This is a genomic window from Sphingopyxis indica (assembly GCF_900188185.1).
In the GTDB taxonomy this organism is placed as follows: Bacteria; Pseudomonadota; Alphaproteobacteria; order Sphingomonadales; family Sphingomonadaceae; genus Sphingopyxis; species Sphingopyxis indica.
Window position 1 is genome coordinate 183,728 of sequence record NZ_FZPA01000003.1, and the last position, 15,586, is coordinate 199,313.

The 15,586-nt window shown below is 67.1% G+C and carries 14 protein-coding genes; 5 read left to right on the forward strand and 9 right to left on the reverse strand.

Features of this window, described 5'->3' with window-relative positions; genetic code table 11:
* Nucleotides 1–10: 10 nt before the first annotated feature.
* The 9 genes from CHB69_RS06795 to CHB69_RS06835 all read right to left on the reverse strand — a co-directional run bounded on the left by CHB69_RS06795 (nucleotide 11) and on the right by CHB69_RS06835 (nucleotide 10,069).
* Entirely contained in the window at nucleotides 11–940 is a 930-nt protein-coding gene (locus CHB69_RS06795) for an electron transfer flavoprotein subunit alpha/FixB family protein (protein ID WP_089215237.1), read from the reverse strand.
* Nucleotides 937–1,686, reverse strand: a complete 750-nt coding sequence (locus CHB69_RS06800) for an electron transfer flavoprotein subunit beta/FixA family protein (protein WP_089215238.1) — start codon at nucleotides 1,684–1,686, stop codon at nucleotides 937–939. Before CHB69_RS06800 ends, CHB69_RS06795 begins: the two co-directional genes overlap by 4 nt.
* Before the next feature lie 269 nt (nucleotides 1,687–1,955).
* Entirely contained in the window at nucleotides 1,956–3,164 is a 1,209-nt protein-coding gene (gene sucC, locus CHB69_RS06805; RefSeq protein ID WP_089215239.1) for an ADP-forming succinate--CoA ligase subunit beta, read from the reverse strand.
* A gap of 126 nt (nucleotides 3,165–3,290) precedes the next feature.
* Nucleotides 3,291–3,608, reverse strand: a complete 318-nt coding sequence (locus CHB69_RS06810; RefSeq protein ID WP_089215240.1) for a hypothetical protein — start codon at nucleotides 3,606–3,608, stop codon at nucleotides 3,291–3,293.
* Nucleotides 3,609–3,610: 2 nt separating this feature from the next.
* The gene (locus CHB69_RS06815; protein WP_089215317.1) at nucleotides 3,611–4,753 is read right to left on the reverse strand and encodes a serine hydrolase; all 1,143 of its coding nucleotides are present in this window, start codon (nucleotides 4,751–4,753) and stop codon (nucleotides 3,611–3,613) included.
* A gap of 136 nt (nucleotides 4,754–4,889) precedes the next feature.
* The gene (msrA, locus tag CHB69_RS06820; RefSeq protein WP_245836602.1) at nucleotides 4,890–5,558 is read right to left on the reverse strand and encodes a peptide-methionine (S)-S-oxide reductase MsrA; all 669 of its coding nucleotides are present in this window, start codon (nucleotides 5,556–5,558) and stop codon (nucleotides 4,890–4,892) included.
* A 771-nt stretch (nucleotides 5,559–6,329) separates the two neighbouring features.
* A complete protein-coding gene (locus CHB69_RS06825; protein ID WP_089215242.1) occupies nucleotides 6,330–7,541 on the reverse strand; it encodes a pyridoxal phosphate-dependent aminotransferase in 1,212 nt (403 codons plus the stop codon).
* Nucleotides 7,542–7,657: 116 nt separating this feature from the next.
* On the reverse strand, nucleotides 7,658–9,487 hold the full coding sequence (gene pabB / locus CHB69_RS06830) for an aminodeoxychorismate synthase component I (RefSeq protein ID WP_425442408.1): 1,830 nt from the start codon (nucleotides 9,485–9,487) through the stop codon (nucleotides 7,658–7,660).
* Nucleotides 9,488–9,532: 45 nt separating this feature from the next.
* Nucleotides 9,533–10,069 (reverse strand): hypothetical protein, encoded by a 537-nt coding sequence (locus CHB69_RS06835; protein WP_089215243.1) that lies wholly within the window; start codon nucleotides 10,067–10,069, stop codon nucleotides 9,533–9,535.
* Between the two features lie 147 nt (nucleotides 10,070–10,216).
* Between CHB69_RS06835 and CHB69_RS06840 the strand changes: the two genes are divergently transcribed.
* From CHB69_RS06840 to CHB69_RS06860, 5 genes are all read left to right on the forward strand, one after another.
* Nucleotides 10,217–11,899, forward strand: a complete 1,683-nt coding sequence (locus CHB69_RS06840) for an AMP-binding protein (protein WP_089215319.1) — start codon at nucleotides 10,217–10,219, stop codon at nucleotides 11,897–11,899.
* Nucleotides 11,900–11,996: 97 nt separating this feature from the next.
* Nucleotides 11,997–12,428 carry a MerC domain-containing protein gene (locus CHB69_RS06845; protein ID WP_170935464.1) on the forward strand — a complete coding sequence of 144 codons (432 nt, stop codon included), beginning with the start codon at nucleotides 11,997–11,999 and terminating at the stop codon, nucleotides 12,426–12,428.
* 91 nt (nucleotides 12,429–12,519) lie between these two features.
* Nucleotides 12,520–12,984, forward strand: a complete 465-nt coding sequence (locus CHB69_RS06850; protein WP_089215244.1) for a Fur family transcriptional regulator — start codon at nucleotides 12,520–12,522, stop codon at nucleotides 12,982–12,984.
* Nucleotides 12,985–12,988: 4 nt separating this feature from the next.
* Nucleotides 12,989–13,870 (forward strand): hypothetical protein, encoded by an 882-nt coding sequence (locus CHB69_RS06855; protein ID WP_212541898.1) that lies wholly within the window; start codon nucleotides 12,989–12,991, stop codon nucleotides 13,868–13,870.
* A 190-nt stretch (nucleotides 13,871–14,060) separates the two neighbouring features.
* On the forward strand, nucleotides 14,061–15,584 hold the full coding sequence (locus CHB69_RS06860) for a fumarate hydratase (RefSeq protein ID WP_089215245.1): 1,524 nt from the start codon (nucleotides 14,061–14,063) through the stop codon (nucleotides 15,582–15,584).
* The last annotated feature ends 2 nt before the right edge of the window (nucleotides 15,585–15,586 follow it).

Below are 15,586 nucleotides of genomic sequence, written 5' to 3' on the forward strand. Positions count from 1 at the left end.
CTGCGCCCGATCAGATCTTGCTGGTCAGCTCGGGCACCGCGGTGAAGAGGTCGGCGACGAGGCCGAGGTCGGCGACCTGGAAGATCGGGGCGTCCTCGTCCTTGTTGATCGCGACGATCGTCTTGGAATCCTTCATGCCCGCGAGATGCTGGATCGCGCCCGAGATGCCGATCGCGAAATAGACCTCCGGCGCGACGATCTTGCCGGTCTGGCCGACCTGATAGTCATTGGGGACATAGCCCGCATCGACCGCGGCGCGGCTGGCACCCAATGCAGCGCCGAGCTTGTCGGCGAGCGGGACGATGACCTCTTCATATTTCTCGCTCGAGCCGAGCGCGCGGCCGCCCGAGACGATGACCTTGGCCGAGGTGAGCTCGGGGCGTTCCGACTTGGCGATTTCGGCGCCGACGAAGCTCGAGATGCCGGCGTCGCTGCCGCCATCCACGGCTTCGACCGCACCCGAACCGCCGCTGGCAGCGGCCTTCTCGAACGCCGTGCCGCGCACGGTGAGGACGAGCTTGGCGTCCGAGCTCTCGACGGTCGCGATCGCGTTGCCGGCGTAGATCGGGCGGGTGAAGCTCTTGTCGCCCTCGACCGAAAGAATGTCCGAAATCTGCATCACGTCGAGTAGCGCGGCAACGCGCGGCGCGATATTCTTGCCCGTGGTGGTCGCGGGGGCGACGAACGCATCGTGGCTCGCCATCAGTCCGGCGATCATCGGCGCGACATTTTCAGGCAGATTGTGCGCGAAGGCGGCGTTGTCGGCGACATGGACCTTGCCGACGCCCGCGATTTCCGCCGCCGCCTTGGCGACGCCATCGACACCTTCGCCGGCGACGAGCAGATGCACTTCGCCGAGCTTCGAAGCCGCGGTCACCGCAGCGAGCGTGGCGTCCTTGACGGCGCTGCCGTCATGTTCGACCCAAACAAGCGTTTTCATGAATGCACTCCCATGGCTTTCAGCTTGGCGACCAGTTCGTCGACGTCGGCGACCTTGATGCCCGCCTGGCGGACGGGGGGCTCCGAAACCTTGAGCAGCTTGACGCGCGGGCTCGTGTCGACGCCGTAGTCGGCGGGCGTCTTGGTATCGAGCGGCTTCGACTTCGCCTTCATGATGTTGGGGAGGCTCGCATAGCGCGGCTCGTTGAGGCGAAGGTCGGTGGTGACGATCGCGGGAAGCTTGAGCTTCACCGTCTCGAGCCCGCCGTCGACCTCGCGCGTCACGCTCACGCTATCGCCCTCGACATTGACCGCGCTCGCGAAGGTGCCCTGCGCCCAGCCGGTCAGCGCGGCGAGCATCTGGCCGGTCTGGTTGTTGTCGTCGTCGATCGCCTGCTTGCCGAGGATGACGAGGCCGGGGGTTTCGGCATCGGCGATCGCCTTCAATATCTTCGCGATGGCGAGCGGCTCGACGGCATCGTCGGTCTGCACCAGGATCGCGCGGTCGGCGCCCATCGCGAGCGCGGTGCGCAGCGTTTCCTGCGCCTTCGCCGGGCCGATCGACACCGCGACGATTTCGGTCGCGACGCCCTTTTCCTTGAGGCGGATCGCCTCTTCGACCGCGATTTCGTCGAACGGGTTCATCGACATCTTGACGTTCGCCAGGTCGACGCCCGTGCCGTCGGATTTCACCCGCGGCTTGACGTTGTAATCGAGCACCCGCTTCACGGGGACGAGGATTTTCATGGCTTTTTGAGCTCCTCTCGAAAAATTGTGCATCGCGCCATAATTGGCGTTTACGTAAACGTCAACCAGTCGAACCCGTTTATCCCTTCTCCCTCGATGGGAGAAGGACCGGGAGCCCCGGATCAAGTCCGGGGCGAACCTGGATGAGGGTGGGCGGAGCGGAGTTCCGCGCGAGCCCGTGGCTCGCATACCCTCACCCAGCTCCGACTAGCCAGCAAGCTGGCAAGTCTGCGCAACCCTCTCCCCCAAGGGGAGAGGGAAATCTGTCATCACGCCGCCTTCGCGACCTCGGCGACGATCTTCTTCGCCGCATCGCCCAGATCATTGGCGGGGACGATCGCGAGGCCGCTGCTGGCCAGGATTTCCTTGCCCTTCTCGACGTTGGTGCCTTCGAGGCGGACGACGAGCGGCACCGACAGATTCACTTCCTTCGCCGCGGCGACGATGCCCTCGGCGATGATGTCGCACTTCATGATGCCGCCGAAAATGTTGACGAGAATGCCCTGCACGGCGGGGTCCTTGAGGATGATCTTGAACGCCGCCGTGACCTTTTCCTTCGACGCGCCGCCGCCGACGTCGAGGAAGTTCGCCGGGAAGGCCCCGTTCAGCTTGATGATGTCCATCGTCGCCATCGCAAGGCCGGCGCCGTTGACCATGCAGCCGATATTGCCGTCGAGCTTGATGTAGGCGAGGTCATATTCGCTCGCCTCGACCTCGGCCGGATCTTCCTCGGTCAGGTCGCGCAGGTCCGCGAGATCCTTGTGGCGGAACATCGCGTTCGAATCGAAGCCGACCTTGGCGTCGAGGACGTAGAGCTTGTCGCCCTCGGCGGTCGGGCAGATCGCGAGCGGGTTGATCTCGATCTGCGACGCGTCGGTGGCGAGGAAGGTCCTGTAGAGGCCTTCAAGGATCTTCGCCGCCTGCTTGGCGAGGTCGCCGGAAAGGTCGAGCGCCTTGGCGACCGCGCGGCCATGGTGCGGCATCAGGCCGGTGGCGGGGTCGATCGTGATCGTGTGGATCTTTTCGGGGGTCGAGTGCGCGACCTCCTCGATGTCCATGCCGCCCTCGGTCGAGGCGACCACCGCGATGCGGCTCGTCGCGCGGTCGACGAGCAGCGCGAGGTAGAATTCCTTGCCGATGTCGACGCCGTCGGTGATGTAGAGGCGGTTGACCTGCTTGCCGGCTTCGCCGGTCTGAACGGTCACCAGCGTGTTCCCGAGCATTTCTTTCGCATGAGCTTCGACTTCATCGAGCGTCTTGGCGAGGCGGACGCCGCCCTTGGCATCGGGGCCGAGTTCCTTGAACTTGCCCTTGCCGCGGCCGCCGGCGTGGATCTGTGCCTTGACGACATAGAGCGGCCCGGGAAGCTGCTTCGCGGCGGCAACCGCCTCTTCGACGCTCATCGCGGCAATGCCCTTGGGCACCGCGACGCCATATTTCGCGAGCAATTCTTTCGCCTGATATTCGTGGATGTTCATGAGGTCTGCCGGGCCTTTCGACTCTGGAGCGGGAGAGTATCGGCGCCGCCTAAGCACAAAGAAGCGCGGATTGCCACCCCTTCGGAAGTCGCGGGGCGCCGCGGGAGGCGATAGAAATTCTTTCGCTCAGCCGAGCGCGCAAATGGCGGCGGAACTCGTTGATACCGCCAATATCTCCGGGTCCTTGAGCGCGCGGACCTTATGAAGGAACTGATCGAGCGTCAGATCGGCGACGCGCCCGTTCTTGAGGCTGCCGAGCGAGGCGAGCCGGCGAAGCTGCGTCAGCGACAGCCGGTCGACCATGCGATCGGCCATGCATGCCGCCATCGGTTCGGAAAGCCCCGCTTCGGCGAGCCCGCTCCGCAGCCGCGTCTCGGGCGTCGCGCAGCCCGCGAGCGCGAGCGGCAGCAGCAGGAGCGGCCACGCCGCGCGCTTGCGTCGCACGCCTATCGCCCGTGATAGTCCGCGACGGCGCCCGACACCGCCTGCATCAGTGCCATCCGCGCCGGGACCGACGAGGTCGTCGTGCCGAGCAGCACGACGATCGCATAGCGGGTGCCGTCGGGCGCGGTCGCGATGCCGATGTCGTTATAGCCCGCGGTCATGCCCTTGTAATCCTGGCCGGTGCCGGTCTTGTGCATGAACTCCCAGCCCGCGGGTAGCCCCGCCTTGAGCCGCTTCGGGCCGCTGCGCGTGCGGCTCATCACCCCGAGCACATATTTGGTCGATTCGGGCGAGAGCAACTCCCCGCGCGCGAGACGCGTCAGCGCGCGCGCGATCGCCGACGGGCTCGCGCCGTCGGGCGGGTCGGCGAGATAGGAGTCCATCGCCTTTTGCCGCACCCAGTCCGGCAGCTCGGCGCGCGCCTTTTGAAAGGCATAGCCCGACGAATAGGCCTGCTGCCATTTGAGTCCCGCGGTGCCGCTTTGCAGCAGGCGCTCGCCGGGTCCGAAGCGGATCGCGCCCAGATCCTTGCGCGCGATGAAGCCGTTCACCGCCTTGGGGCCGCCGACGGTGCGCAGCAGGCTATCGTTCGCGGTATTGTCGCTGTGCGTGATCGCGGTTTCGATGAGGTCGCGGATCGTCATCGTCACCGACCCTTCGCTGCGCACCCGTGCCGCGAGCGGCTGGTGGAACAGGGTCAGGTCTTCGGGACCGATCCGCACCTTCTGGTCAAAGCTCAATTCGCCGCGGTCGATCGCGTCGAGCACGGTCAGCGTCACCCACAGCTTCGATACGCTCTGCTGCGGGAAGAGGTCGTCGCCGCGCTCCGCAAACGCCCAGTCGCCGTCGATGCGCTGGACCGCAATTCCGGTCTTGCCGGGAAAGCTCTGCCACAGGCTGTGGATGCGCGCCTCGAGGCCCGCCGGGGGACGCTGGAAGCCCGGATCGACCACGCCCGCAGGCGCCGGCGGCGGCGCCGTGCGCACCGGGGTTCCGACCGGCACCGCAGCCGCCCCGTTTGCAGCACGCGGCGCGGGGGTCGCCGCCCGCGGCGCCGGGATCACGCTGCTTCCGACACATCCCGCCAGCACCACCGCGCTCGACACGACCGCGAGCAGGCGCCTGCCCGAAAATTCAACCTTCATTGCAACCCCGAATGCGAACCAAAACTCTCCCCGGCCCTGGCGGCCGGGGATCATCGTTCTGCAGCGCCGCCACTCCGGCCAGCCATTTGCGACGAACGATTCTTCGCGCACGATAAGCGGGGGAACCCCGGGCGCGTCAAGGGGCGGGCTTCGCGCGCACCATAGCGGGGTAGAGGCGCTTGAGCGCCGCAAGCTTCGGCGCGTCCCACCGGACGATATAGGCGTTCGAGGGGTGCCGCCGCATGAAATCCTGATGATAGGCCTCGGCCGGATAGAAGGCCTTATAAGGCTCGACGCGCGCGACGATCGGCTTCGCAAAATAACCGCCCTTGCCGATCTGCGCGAGATAGGCGGCCGCAACCTTGCGTTGCGCGGCGTCGAGCGGGACGATCGCAGCGCGATATTGGGGGCCGCTGTCGGGCCCCTGCCGGTTCTTGAGCGTCGAGTCTGCGACGACCGAGAACAGGATGCGCAGCAGGTCGCCATAGCTGATGACGCGCGGGTCATAGGTGATGCGCACCGATTCGGCGTGGCCGGTCGTGCCGGTCGAGGTGCGATCGTAGCTGGCGTTCGCCTTGCTGCCGCCATGATAGCCCGATTCGACCGCGATCACGCCCTTGACGTTCGAAAAGACGCCCTCGACGCCCCAGAAACAGCCGCCCGCGAAAATCGCGGTCGCGCGGCTCGCCTTGACGGCCGGATCGAATGTGGCGGCGGGCAGCCTGACGACGCTCTCCGCCTGGGCGGGCGTGCAGCCCGCGAGGGCCACCGCTGCCACCAGCGCGGCGAGCCCGGCGCGCCCGATCACAGCGGCAGCGCGATGTCGTGCGTCTTGAGCACCACGAGCAGGGTGCCGATCGCGAAGCCGGCGAGCATGGTCGGAAGCCAATCGGAGCGAAGCAGGGCGAGCATGGCGGTCTCTTTCGGTCATGGTCTGATATTCGGGGACGATGCCGTCCCGGTTACACCCAACCGGTGGCGCGCCCCGGCCGCCGTTGCAGTGATGCGGGTCACTTTTAGCCGCGCCGGCTGACTTTGCGCTGAACCGGCCGGTTGTCTGGCATTCATTAGCATCGACCGCGCGGAGGCCCCCGATACAGGGGGGGTAGCGTTGGGGCGGGAAGCGGACGTTGCGGTCGTCGGTTATCGCGGGCCGGGTCCGCGCCATCGTTTCAAAGTTCAGCAAAGTTCAGCCTTGTGCAGCCGCCGATCGGGCGCGGTTGCCGAACATACTGCGCCGGTTCCCGCCCGCATCCGCAAGCCGGGCCGTGATCGCTTTTATCCACCTATCGAAAGAGCCGAGACGAAGGCTGGCACAGCCGAATGATGTAGGACAGCGTTTTTTTTGCGGCGGATGTCCGCATTGGGGTGGGGAGCAGACGTTTCAAATCCTCCCCGCTTGCGGGGAGGTGGCAGCGCGAAGCGCTGACGGAGGGGGGTAGCGTCCTTCGGCGGCGCGTCAGGCCGACAGCCCCCTCCACCACCGCCTTCGGCGGCGGTCCCCCTCCCCGCAAGCGGGGAGGATTTCGATGTCCGCCTTCGGTCGATTCCGCACCCCGCCGTCCCGGCTTATCTCTCAGCTCAGCGCCGCGCAGGCCTGCTGGATGCGCACGCACGCTTCCTTGAGCACCGCTTCCGACGTCGCATAGGAGACGCGGAACGCCGGCGACAGGCCGAAGGCCCCGCCGTGAACCGCCGCGACGCGCGCCGAATCGAGGAAATAGTCGATCAGCGCTTCGTCGCTGTCGATCACATGACCGGCCGGGGTGCGCTTGCCGATGCAGCCGCTCGCGTCGGGATAGACATAAAAGGCGCCGTCGGGGACGGGGCAGCTCAGCCCCGGCGCGTCGTTGAGCATCGCGACGACCATGTCGCGGCGCTTCCTGAAGGCGGCGTTGCGCTCTTCGAGGAACTGCTGCGGTCCGCCGAGCGCCGCCGCCGCCGCCGCCTGCGCCACCGAGCAGGGGTTCGACGTCGATTGCGATTGCAGCTTGCCGATCGCCTTGATCAGCCACGCGGGGCCGCCGGCAAAACCGATGCGCCAGCCGGTCATCGCATAGGCCTTCGAACAGCCGTTCACCGTCAGGATGCGATCGACCAGGTCGGGGCAGCGCTGCGCGAGCGTGGTGAAGGCGAAATCGGCGTACCAGACATGCTCGTACATATCGTCGGTCATCACCATCACATGGCTGTGCCGGCGGATGACCTCGCCGAGCGCGTCCATCTCCGCCGGCGAATAAGCCGCGCCCGACGGATTCGACGGCGAGTTGAAGATGACCCAGCGCGTCTTCGGCGTGATCGCCTTGTCGAGCTGTTCGGGGGTGATCTTGTAGAGCTGCGCCGCCGACGCCTCGATCACCACGGGCGTGCCGCCGGCGAAATGGACGATGTCGGGATAGCTCACCCAATAGGGCGCCGGAATGATCACCTCGTCGCCCGGATCGACCGTCGCGACGAGCGCATTGAACAGCGTGTGCTTGCCGCCGACATTCACCGTGATCTGGTCGAGCCCATAGTCGAGCCCGTTGTCGCGGCGGAACTTGCCGCGGATCGCTTCCTTGAGCGCCATCGTGCCGTCGACGAGCGTATATTTGGTCTGCCCGGCGCGGATCGCCTCGATCGCCGCCTCCTTGACGAAATCGGGCGTGTCGAAGTCGGGCTCGCCCGCCGACAGGCCGATCACGTCGACCCCGTCGGCTTTCAGCGCCGACACGCGCGCGGTCATCGCGAGCGTCGCGGAGGGCTGGATGCGGTTGAGGGCAGCGGACGTGTGCGGCTTGAGCGTCATGGAAGAGGCTTTCCGTGGCAGCGGGTTCGACAGAAAATTGCGCGCGGCAGCGCCTATCGCCTCCGCCCGCAAATCGCAAGGCGGGCGGCGGAAAATTTACCTATGCAGCGGCGAGGTCAGCCTATCGCGTCCGCCGCGCCGCCGGCAAGCCGCGCCGGCACCAGGCCGCGCAGCGAATTGCCGATGAAGAAGCCGTCCGCAAGGTCGGCGACGCGCAGGTGCGATTCGACGGCCCTCCCCTTTTCGATCAGTTCGGCGCGCAGCACGCCGGGGAGCAGCCCGAGCGCGAGCGGCGGGGTCAGCAGCAGCCCCTCGCGCTCGACGAAGATATTGCTCCAGCTTCCTTCGGTGACAAAGCCCGGTTCGTCGACGAAGACGACTTCGGGCGTGCCCCGCTCTTCGCGCGCGGCGTCATAGACGGCGCGCAGGCTCGTCTTGTGGGTCAGGCGGAAATCATCCGCCGCCATCGGTGCCGGGCACACCGCGACCGGCACCGGCAGTTCGGCGAGGCGCGGCAGCGGCGACACTTCGACCGCGAGCGCGCCCGAGGGTGCGAGCCGCATCCGCACCCGCGCCGCGTGGCGCAGGCGGAAGGTCGCCGATTGCAGGCTGTTGCGCGCGCCGTGCCGGTCGAAGGCGAAGCCGAGCGCGGCGGCGCTCGCCTTCATCCGCGCCAGATGCCCTTCCAGTCGCTGAATGCCCTCGACCGGATCGAACTGCATCGTTTCGATGAGGTCGAAGCTTTCCCCCGCTGCGCCCACAAATTCCCCCTTGGCCAGACATTCGCGCCACTCTTCGCTCGCACGGCTGTCGGCGACGATTCCCGAACCCAGACCCAGCGTGGCGCAAGCCGGCGCATCGTGCAACCCGCTCGGTGGAAAGATCAATGTGCGGATCGCAACGTTGAACGCCGCCTCGCCGTCCGGCGCGATGAAGCCGATCGACCCGGTGTAGAGCCCGCGCGCATCCGTCTCGAGCGCGTCGATGATTTCCATCGCGCGCACCTTGGGCGCGCCGGTGATCGACCCGCAGGGAAAGGCGGCGCGCAGCACGTCGGTGGCTCCCGCCCCATCGGGCAGCGTCGCGACGACGTCGGAAACGAGCTGATGGATCGTCGGAAAGCTCTCGACCCGGAACAGGTCGGGCACCGCGACCGACCCCGCCACCGCGACCCGCGACAGGTCGTTGCGGATCAGATCGACGATCATCAGATTTTCGGCGCGCTGCTTGGGGTCCCTCGCGAGCGCGGCGGCGGCGGCGGCGTCGGCGTCGCGGTCGGCGAGCCGCGCCGCGGTTCCCTTCATCGGGCGCGCGACCACCCGCCCGCCGCGCAGCGCGAAGAAAAGTTCGGGCGACAGCGAAGCGATCGCCTGCGTCCCCGTCCAGACGAAGCCGCCATAGCCCGCGCGCGCGGTGCGCCGCAGCCGCGCATAGACGGCGAGCGGGTTGCCGGCAAAGGGGACGCCGGCGCGAAAGGTCAGGTTCGCCTGATAGATGTCGCCCGCCGCGATCAGGTCGAGCACCGCCGCGACCGCCGCTTCATAATCGGCGCGCGCGACGCGCGGTTCGACCTCGCCGATCCAGGCGCCCGCCGGGTCGGGCAGCCAGTCCGCGACCGCTTCGGCGTCGATCCGCTCGACCTGTTCGAACAAGCCGAACCAGCCGAGCGGTCCGTCCGCCCGCGATGCGCCACGGTCGGCGCCGCGCCATGCGGAGGAAAGCCCCTTTCCGGCTTCGTAGGAGAGGTAACCCGCGACATACAGACCCCGCGCCCGCGCCGCATCAAGTGCCTCCAGCAAGGCGGGCACGTCGGCGGGGGATTTGGCCGTCAGCGTGTCGACGGGGCCGCGAAACAGCCGCGCCGCCGCGGCCCCCTCGCACCGCGCATCGTCGAGCAGGACGAAGGGCTGAGCCTTTGCATCGACCGCCAACTTGCTGTCCCCCAATATCACGGGGTCCTTCTCCCGCGGCGGCTCGTCCGAATCCCGTCCCTATTGCTCGCGGCGGACGCGAATCGAGGGGCGGCCTTCGAGGCTGAGGAAATAGGTGCCCAGCGCCGCGGACTTGATCTCGATCTTCTGACCCGGACGCGGCCGCAGCGGCATGATGTCGTTGTCGGTCTGAACCCACACCGATCCGTCGGCCATCTCGATCCGGTAGCGACCATAGCCGGCATCGGACGCCGACACGACGGTCGTCTCGATATGATCGATCTTGTCGGCATCGCCGCCGCCGAACAGGCCGAGGTCGGGCAGCGAAAAGCCGAACAGTCCGCGCCGCGTCTTTTTCACCGTTTCCTTGTCGGCAAAGCTGATCTCGCGCGCCTCGTCGGCGCTCGACAGGGCGCCGACGGTGCGATCGAAGCAGGCGAGCCGCTCGGTCGGATCGGCGATATCGCGGCAGGCGTAAAGCGCTTCGATCTCAGCCGGACGCGGCGGCGGCTCCTTGTCCTTCGCGGTGGCAGGAACGGCCATCACCGCGACGATGGCGGCGAACGGCGCAGCAAGACGCGGTAACGGATGCGGCATGGCGACCCCCTGACGGCAATGACGGCCTTCTGCCTAGCCGCCGCCCGGCCGCGCTGCAAGCGCCGCCCCTGCCTTTGCGGTACGGATTGCGGCGCGCGGTTCCGGTGCCTAGGGTTGGCGCAAGCCCCTGCCGCCGCAGGCGAAGGCATGAAGGAAGCGCCCGTGAACAGCCCCTTTTCCTGGTCGACCAACTATCGCCATCCGGCCGAATGGGATCAGATCTTCGCGCCGCTGTCGCTTCCCGACATGCTGGCGGCGAGCGTCGCGAGAAAGGGCGATGCGCCGATGCTCGACTTCATGGGCCGTCATTTCTCCTACGCCGAGGTCGCCGGCGGCGCGGAGCGCGTCGCGCGCGGGCTCCAGAGCCTCGGCATCGGCAAGGGAAGCCGCGTCGGGCTGTTCCTTCCCAACGTTCCGCATTATGTCGCGGCCTATTATGGCGCGCTCGCCGCGGGCGCCACCGTGGTCAATTTCTCGCCGCTCTACACTGTCGCCGAGCTCGAAGCGCAGGTCGAGGATTCGGGAACCGAAATCCTGTTCACGATGAGCGCCTCTGCGCTGCTGCCGACCGCGCTGGAAGTGCTCGACGGGTCGAGCCTCGAGCGGCTGGTCGTCGGATCGGTCGCGGGCGCCCTGCCCGCCGCCAAGTCGGTGCTCTATCGCCTGTTCCGGCGCCGCGAGGTCACGGCGCTGCCCGACGATCCGCGCGTGATCCGCTTCTCGGCGCTCACCGACAATGACGGCGCGCCGATACCCGTCGCAATCGACCCGGAACAGGATGTCGCGCTGATCCAATATACGGGCGGCACGACGGGCACGCCCAAGGGGGCGATGCTGACGCACCAGAATCTGACGGCGAATGCGCGGCAGGTGAACATCATCGACCCCGACCATGACGCCCCCGACCGCATCCTCGGCGTGTTGCCCTTCTTCCACGTCTTCGCCAACACCTGCGTGCTCAACCGCACGATCCTGAACGGCGGGACGATCGCGATGCTGCCGCGCTTCGATGCGAAACAGGCGCTGCAGACGATCACGCGGACCAGGGCGACGGCGCTTCCTGGCGTGCCGACCATGTATCAGGCGCTGCTCGACCATCCCGATCTTGCGAGCACCGATTTTTCCAGCCTGCGCGTCTGCATCTCGGGCGGCGCGCCGATGCCCGCCGAGCTGCGCGAGAAATTCGTCGCGGCAACCGGCGCCTCGCTCGTCGAGGGCTATGGCCTTACCGAAAGCGCGGGGGTCGTCGCGACCAACCCCTATGACGGCCCGGTCAAGGCGGGGACGATCGGCCAGCCGATCCCCGCGACGCACATCCGGCTGCTCGACAAGGAAGACCCGTCGAAGGACGCGCCCGCCGGCGAGCCCGGCGAACTCGCGGTCAAGGGGCCGCAGGTGATGCGCGGCTATTGGAACCGGCCCGAGGCCGATAAGGACAGCTTCACCGCCGACGGCTGGCTGCGCACCGGCGACGTCGCGACGATCGACGGCGACGGCTATATCGCGATCGTCGACCGGCTTAAGGATATGATCGCGGTCGGCGGCTTCAAAGTCTATCCGAGCGTGATCGAGGCGCGGCTGCACCAGCATCCCGCGGTCAAGGAAGCGATCGTTCTCGGCGTCCCCGATGCCTATCATGGCGAAATGCCGAAGGCCTTCGTGACGCTCGAGGACGGGTTCGAGGTTTCGGGCGAGGCGCTTGCCGCATGGCTCAACCCCCAGCTCGGCAAGCATGAGCGCGTCGTCGGGGTCGAAGTGCGAGGGGCGCTGCCCAAGACAATGATCGGCAAGCTCGACCGCAAGGCGCTGCGGGCCGAAGCGAGCGGCTGAGGCCTTTTGCCCATTCGATGGCAGCTGCAATGTTATGTTGTAACCTCTGTCATGTTATGCCATATCGCTGCCCGTCCCACCGGCCACGGAGAATCGGGTGACCCACGTCGCCAGCCAGACCCCTGCCCTGACGCGCCTTGGCGCGATTGTGCGGGCTGCGCGCGATTCGCGGCCGCTCACCGCCTTGTCGGGCGACCAGCTCGCGATGGGCCTGTCGGGCCTGTGCCTCGTCCACTGCCTCGCGACGACGATTATCTTCGCCTCGATCGCATCGGTCGGCGGCGTGCTGCACAACCCGCTGTTTCACGAGATCGGGCTGATCATCGCGATCGGCTTCGCGCTGGTGACCCTGCTCGCGGGGGTGCTCAGCCACGGCTATATGATGCCTTTCGCGGTCGGCAGCTTCGGGCTCGGCATCATGGCGGGGGCGCTCGCCAGGCCGCACGACGGCAGCGAGGTGCTGGCGACGATGATCGGCGTCGCCGTCGTGGCGCTCGGCCACGATCTTAACAGACGCGCAACGCACTGATCCGCAATCGCCACAGCTTGCGAGGCCCTGCCGGAAGGCTTACATTGTCCGGGCACGGGGCATTTCTCCCCCCGCGCGCAGAGGATCGGCCATGGGCAAGCATGAGCATAAGCATATCGAAGCCAGCGGCGCCTCGCTCGCGAAAGCGGCGCGCGACACGCTGGAGAAGGGCGGCGAAGCCTGGACCGATATGCGCGCCGCCATCTTCGACGCGGTCGCCCAAATCGGCAAGCCCGCGAGCGCCTATGAAATCGCCGACATCGTTTCGCAAAATCGCGGAAAGCGCGTCGCGCCGAACAGCGTTTACCGGATCCTCGACCTGTTCGTCGCGAACAATCTGGTGCGCCGGGTCGAGAGCGCGAATGCCTTCGTCGCGAACAGCCACCCGGGCTGCCTGCACGACTGCATCTTCCTGATCTGCGACAGCTGCGGCGCCGCGGTGCATGTCGACGACGACAAGATAGCAGGCGGCGTCCGCGCCGCGGCCGAGGCGACGGGCTTTTCAGCCGAACGTCCGGTGATCGAAGTGCGCGGCAAATGCGCCGAGTGTCAGTGAGGCGATGATGCGCGCCGCGTCCGACGGCACGCGGCTCCAGCAATGGTTCGAGGCGCAGCGGCTTCGCGCACCCGCGCCCGCACGCGCCTGGTATGCGGCGCTGGCCTTTGGAATCGCGGTGCTGCTTTTCGGCATCAAACTCGCGCAGATCTTCCCGGCGACGGGCGCGGGGTTCGCCGACGGCTATGGCTCGCCGGTGCTCGCCTTCGAATTCGCGCGCGGCCAAGCCGACCTGCTCGCCGTCTTCGGCCGCGAAAGCGACCCGCTGCAGGTCGCGCGGCTCGCCGCGATGCGCGCGGGGAATGAGGGCGACTGTCTCTTCCTGCTCTTCTACGCCGGCTTTCTGGCGTGCGGCATCTATGCCCTGTGGCGCGAGCTGCGGTCGCGCGTGCTGTTCGCGGCCATTGCGCTGCCCTTGGCGGCCGCGCTGTGCGACGCCTGGGAAAATGCGCTGCTCTTCGAGATTCAATCGGCCTTCACCCTCGGCGACTATTCGCCTTCGATGGCGAGCCTGCCGGGGCCGGCCGGCGCGAAGTTCGTGCTGCTCGGCCTCGCCAATCTGGTCATCGCCTATGGCATGACCGAGCTTGGCCCCCGCTGGCAGCTTCCCGCTTCGCTCGTCATGGCGCCGACGATCACGATTCCGATGGCGCTGGTTTCGCCGCCGGCGTTCGGCTGGACGCTGCCCGCAGCGGTCGGCGCCGGCTGGATCGGCCTGTTCGCGCTCGCCGCGATCGGCAGCTGGCGCGCACTCGCGCACGGACGTCCGCTCGCCGATTTCGAACCGGCACCGCCGCCACGGCGCACTGCCCCGCCCCGCGAGCTTGCCCCGATCACGTCCGCCAGCCGTTTCGGCCGCAAGCGTTTAAGACATGATCATCTTTGACTGAAACGCCTGTGAACATTCGTGTGTCCCCGCGAAGGCGGGGATCCATCTCCGACCGGTGCAAGATTGGGCCGTCGGGAGATGGGCTCCCGCCTTCGCGGGAGCACACGGTTTATACCCCCCTTTTCGTGGCCGGACGCCGGGTCTAGGGAAACCCGCGAATCCGAACAACGGACGAAGGACTGCCTGCATGAATAGCGTCATCATCCGCGAAGACGATCTGGTCGAGACGATCGCCGACGCACTCCAGTATATCAGCTATTTCCACCCGATGGACTATATCCGCGCGCTCGGGGCTGCTTACGAGCGCGAAGTGTCGCCCGCCGCGAAGGACGCGATGGCGCAGATATTGTCGAACAGCCGCCTATGCGCCGAGGGTCATCGCCCGATCTGCCAGGATACCGGCATCGTCACCGTCTTCATCAAATGGGGCATGGACTGCCGCCTCGACTCCCCGCGCAGCCTGCAACAGGTCGTCGACGAGGGCGTGCGCCGCGCCTATCTCCACCCCGACAACAAGCTGCGCGCCTCGATCCTCGCCGATCCGGCCTTCAGCCGCGTCAACACAAAGGACAACACCCCGTCGGTGCTCAACGTCGAGATGGTGCCCGGCGACAAGGTGCATATCGACGTCGCGGCGAAAGGCGGCGGCAGCGAGAACAAGTCGAAGTTCAAGATGCTGAACCCGAGCGACAGCATCGTCGACTGGGTGCTCGACATGGTGCCGCAGATGGGCGCCGGCTGGTGTCCGCCGGGAATGCTCGGCATCGGCATCGGCGGCACCGCCGAAAAGGCGATGCTGCTCGCCAAGCAATCGCTGATGGACCCGATCGACATGACCGAGTTGCTCGCGCGCGGCCCCGCCTCGCCGCTCGAGGAGCTGCGCATCGAGCTGTATGAAAAGGTCAATGCGCTCGGCATCGGCGCGCAGGGGCTCGGCGGCCTTTCGACCGTGCTCGACGTCAAGATCAGGGACTGGCCGACCCACGCCGCGTCGAAGCCCGTCGCGATGATCCCCAATTGCGCCGCGACGCGCCACGCCCATGTCACGCTCGACGGCAGCGGCCCTGCCTTCCTCGAACCGCCGGTGCTCGCCGACTATCCTGAGATCGAATGGGCGCCCGACAGCGCTGCGAAGCGCGTCGACCTCGACACGCTGACGCCCGAGGTGGTCGCGAACTGGAAGCAGGGCGACCGCCTGCTCCTCAATGGCAAGATGCTCACCGGCCGCGATGCCGCGCACAAGCGCATCGCCGACATGCTGGCAAAGGGCGAGGAGCTGCCCGTCGAATTCAGGGGCCGCGTCATCTATTATGTCGGCCCGGTCGATCCGGTGGGCGAGGAAATCGTCGGGCCGGCGGGTCCGACGACCGCGACGCGCATGGACAAGTTCATGGATATGATGCTCGAACAGGGCCTGCTCGCCTGCGTCGGCAAGGCCGAACGCGGCCCCGCCGCGACCCAGGCGATCGCGAAGCACAAGAGCGCCTATCTGATGGCCGTCGGCGGCGCCGCCTATCTGGTCGCGCGCGCGATCAAGGGCAGCAAGGTCGTCGGTTTTGCCGACCTCGGCATGGAGGCGATCTACGAATTCGAGGTCAAGGACTTCCCCGTCACCGTCGCGGTCGACAGCGAAGGCCAGAATGTCCACGTCAACGCGCCGCTGGTGTGGCAGAAGCGGATCAGGGACGAGGGGTTATTGGAGGGAGCGTAAGG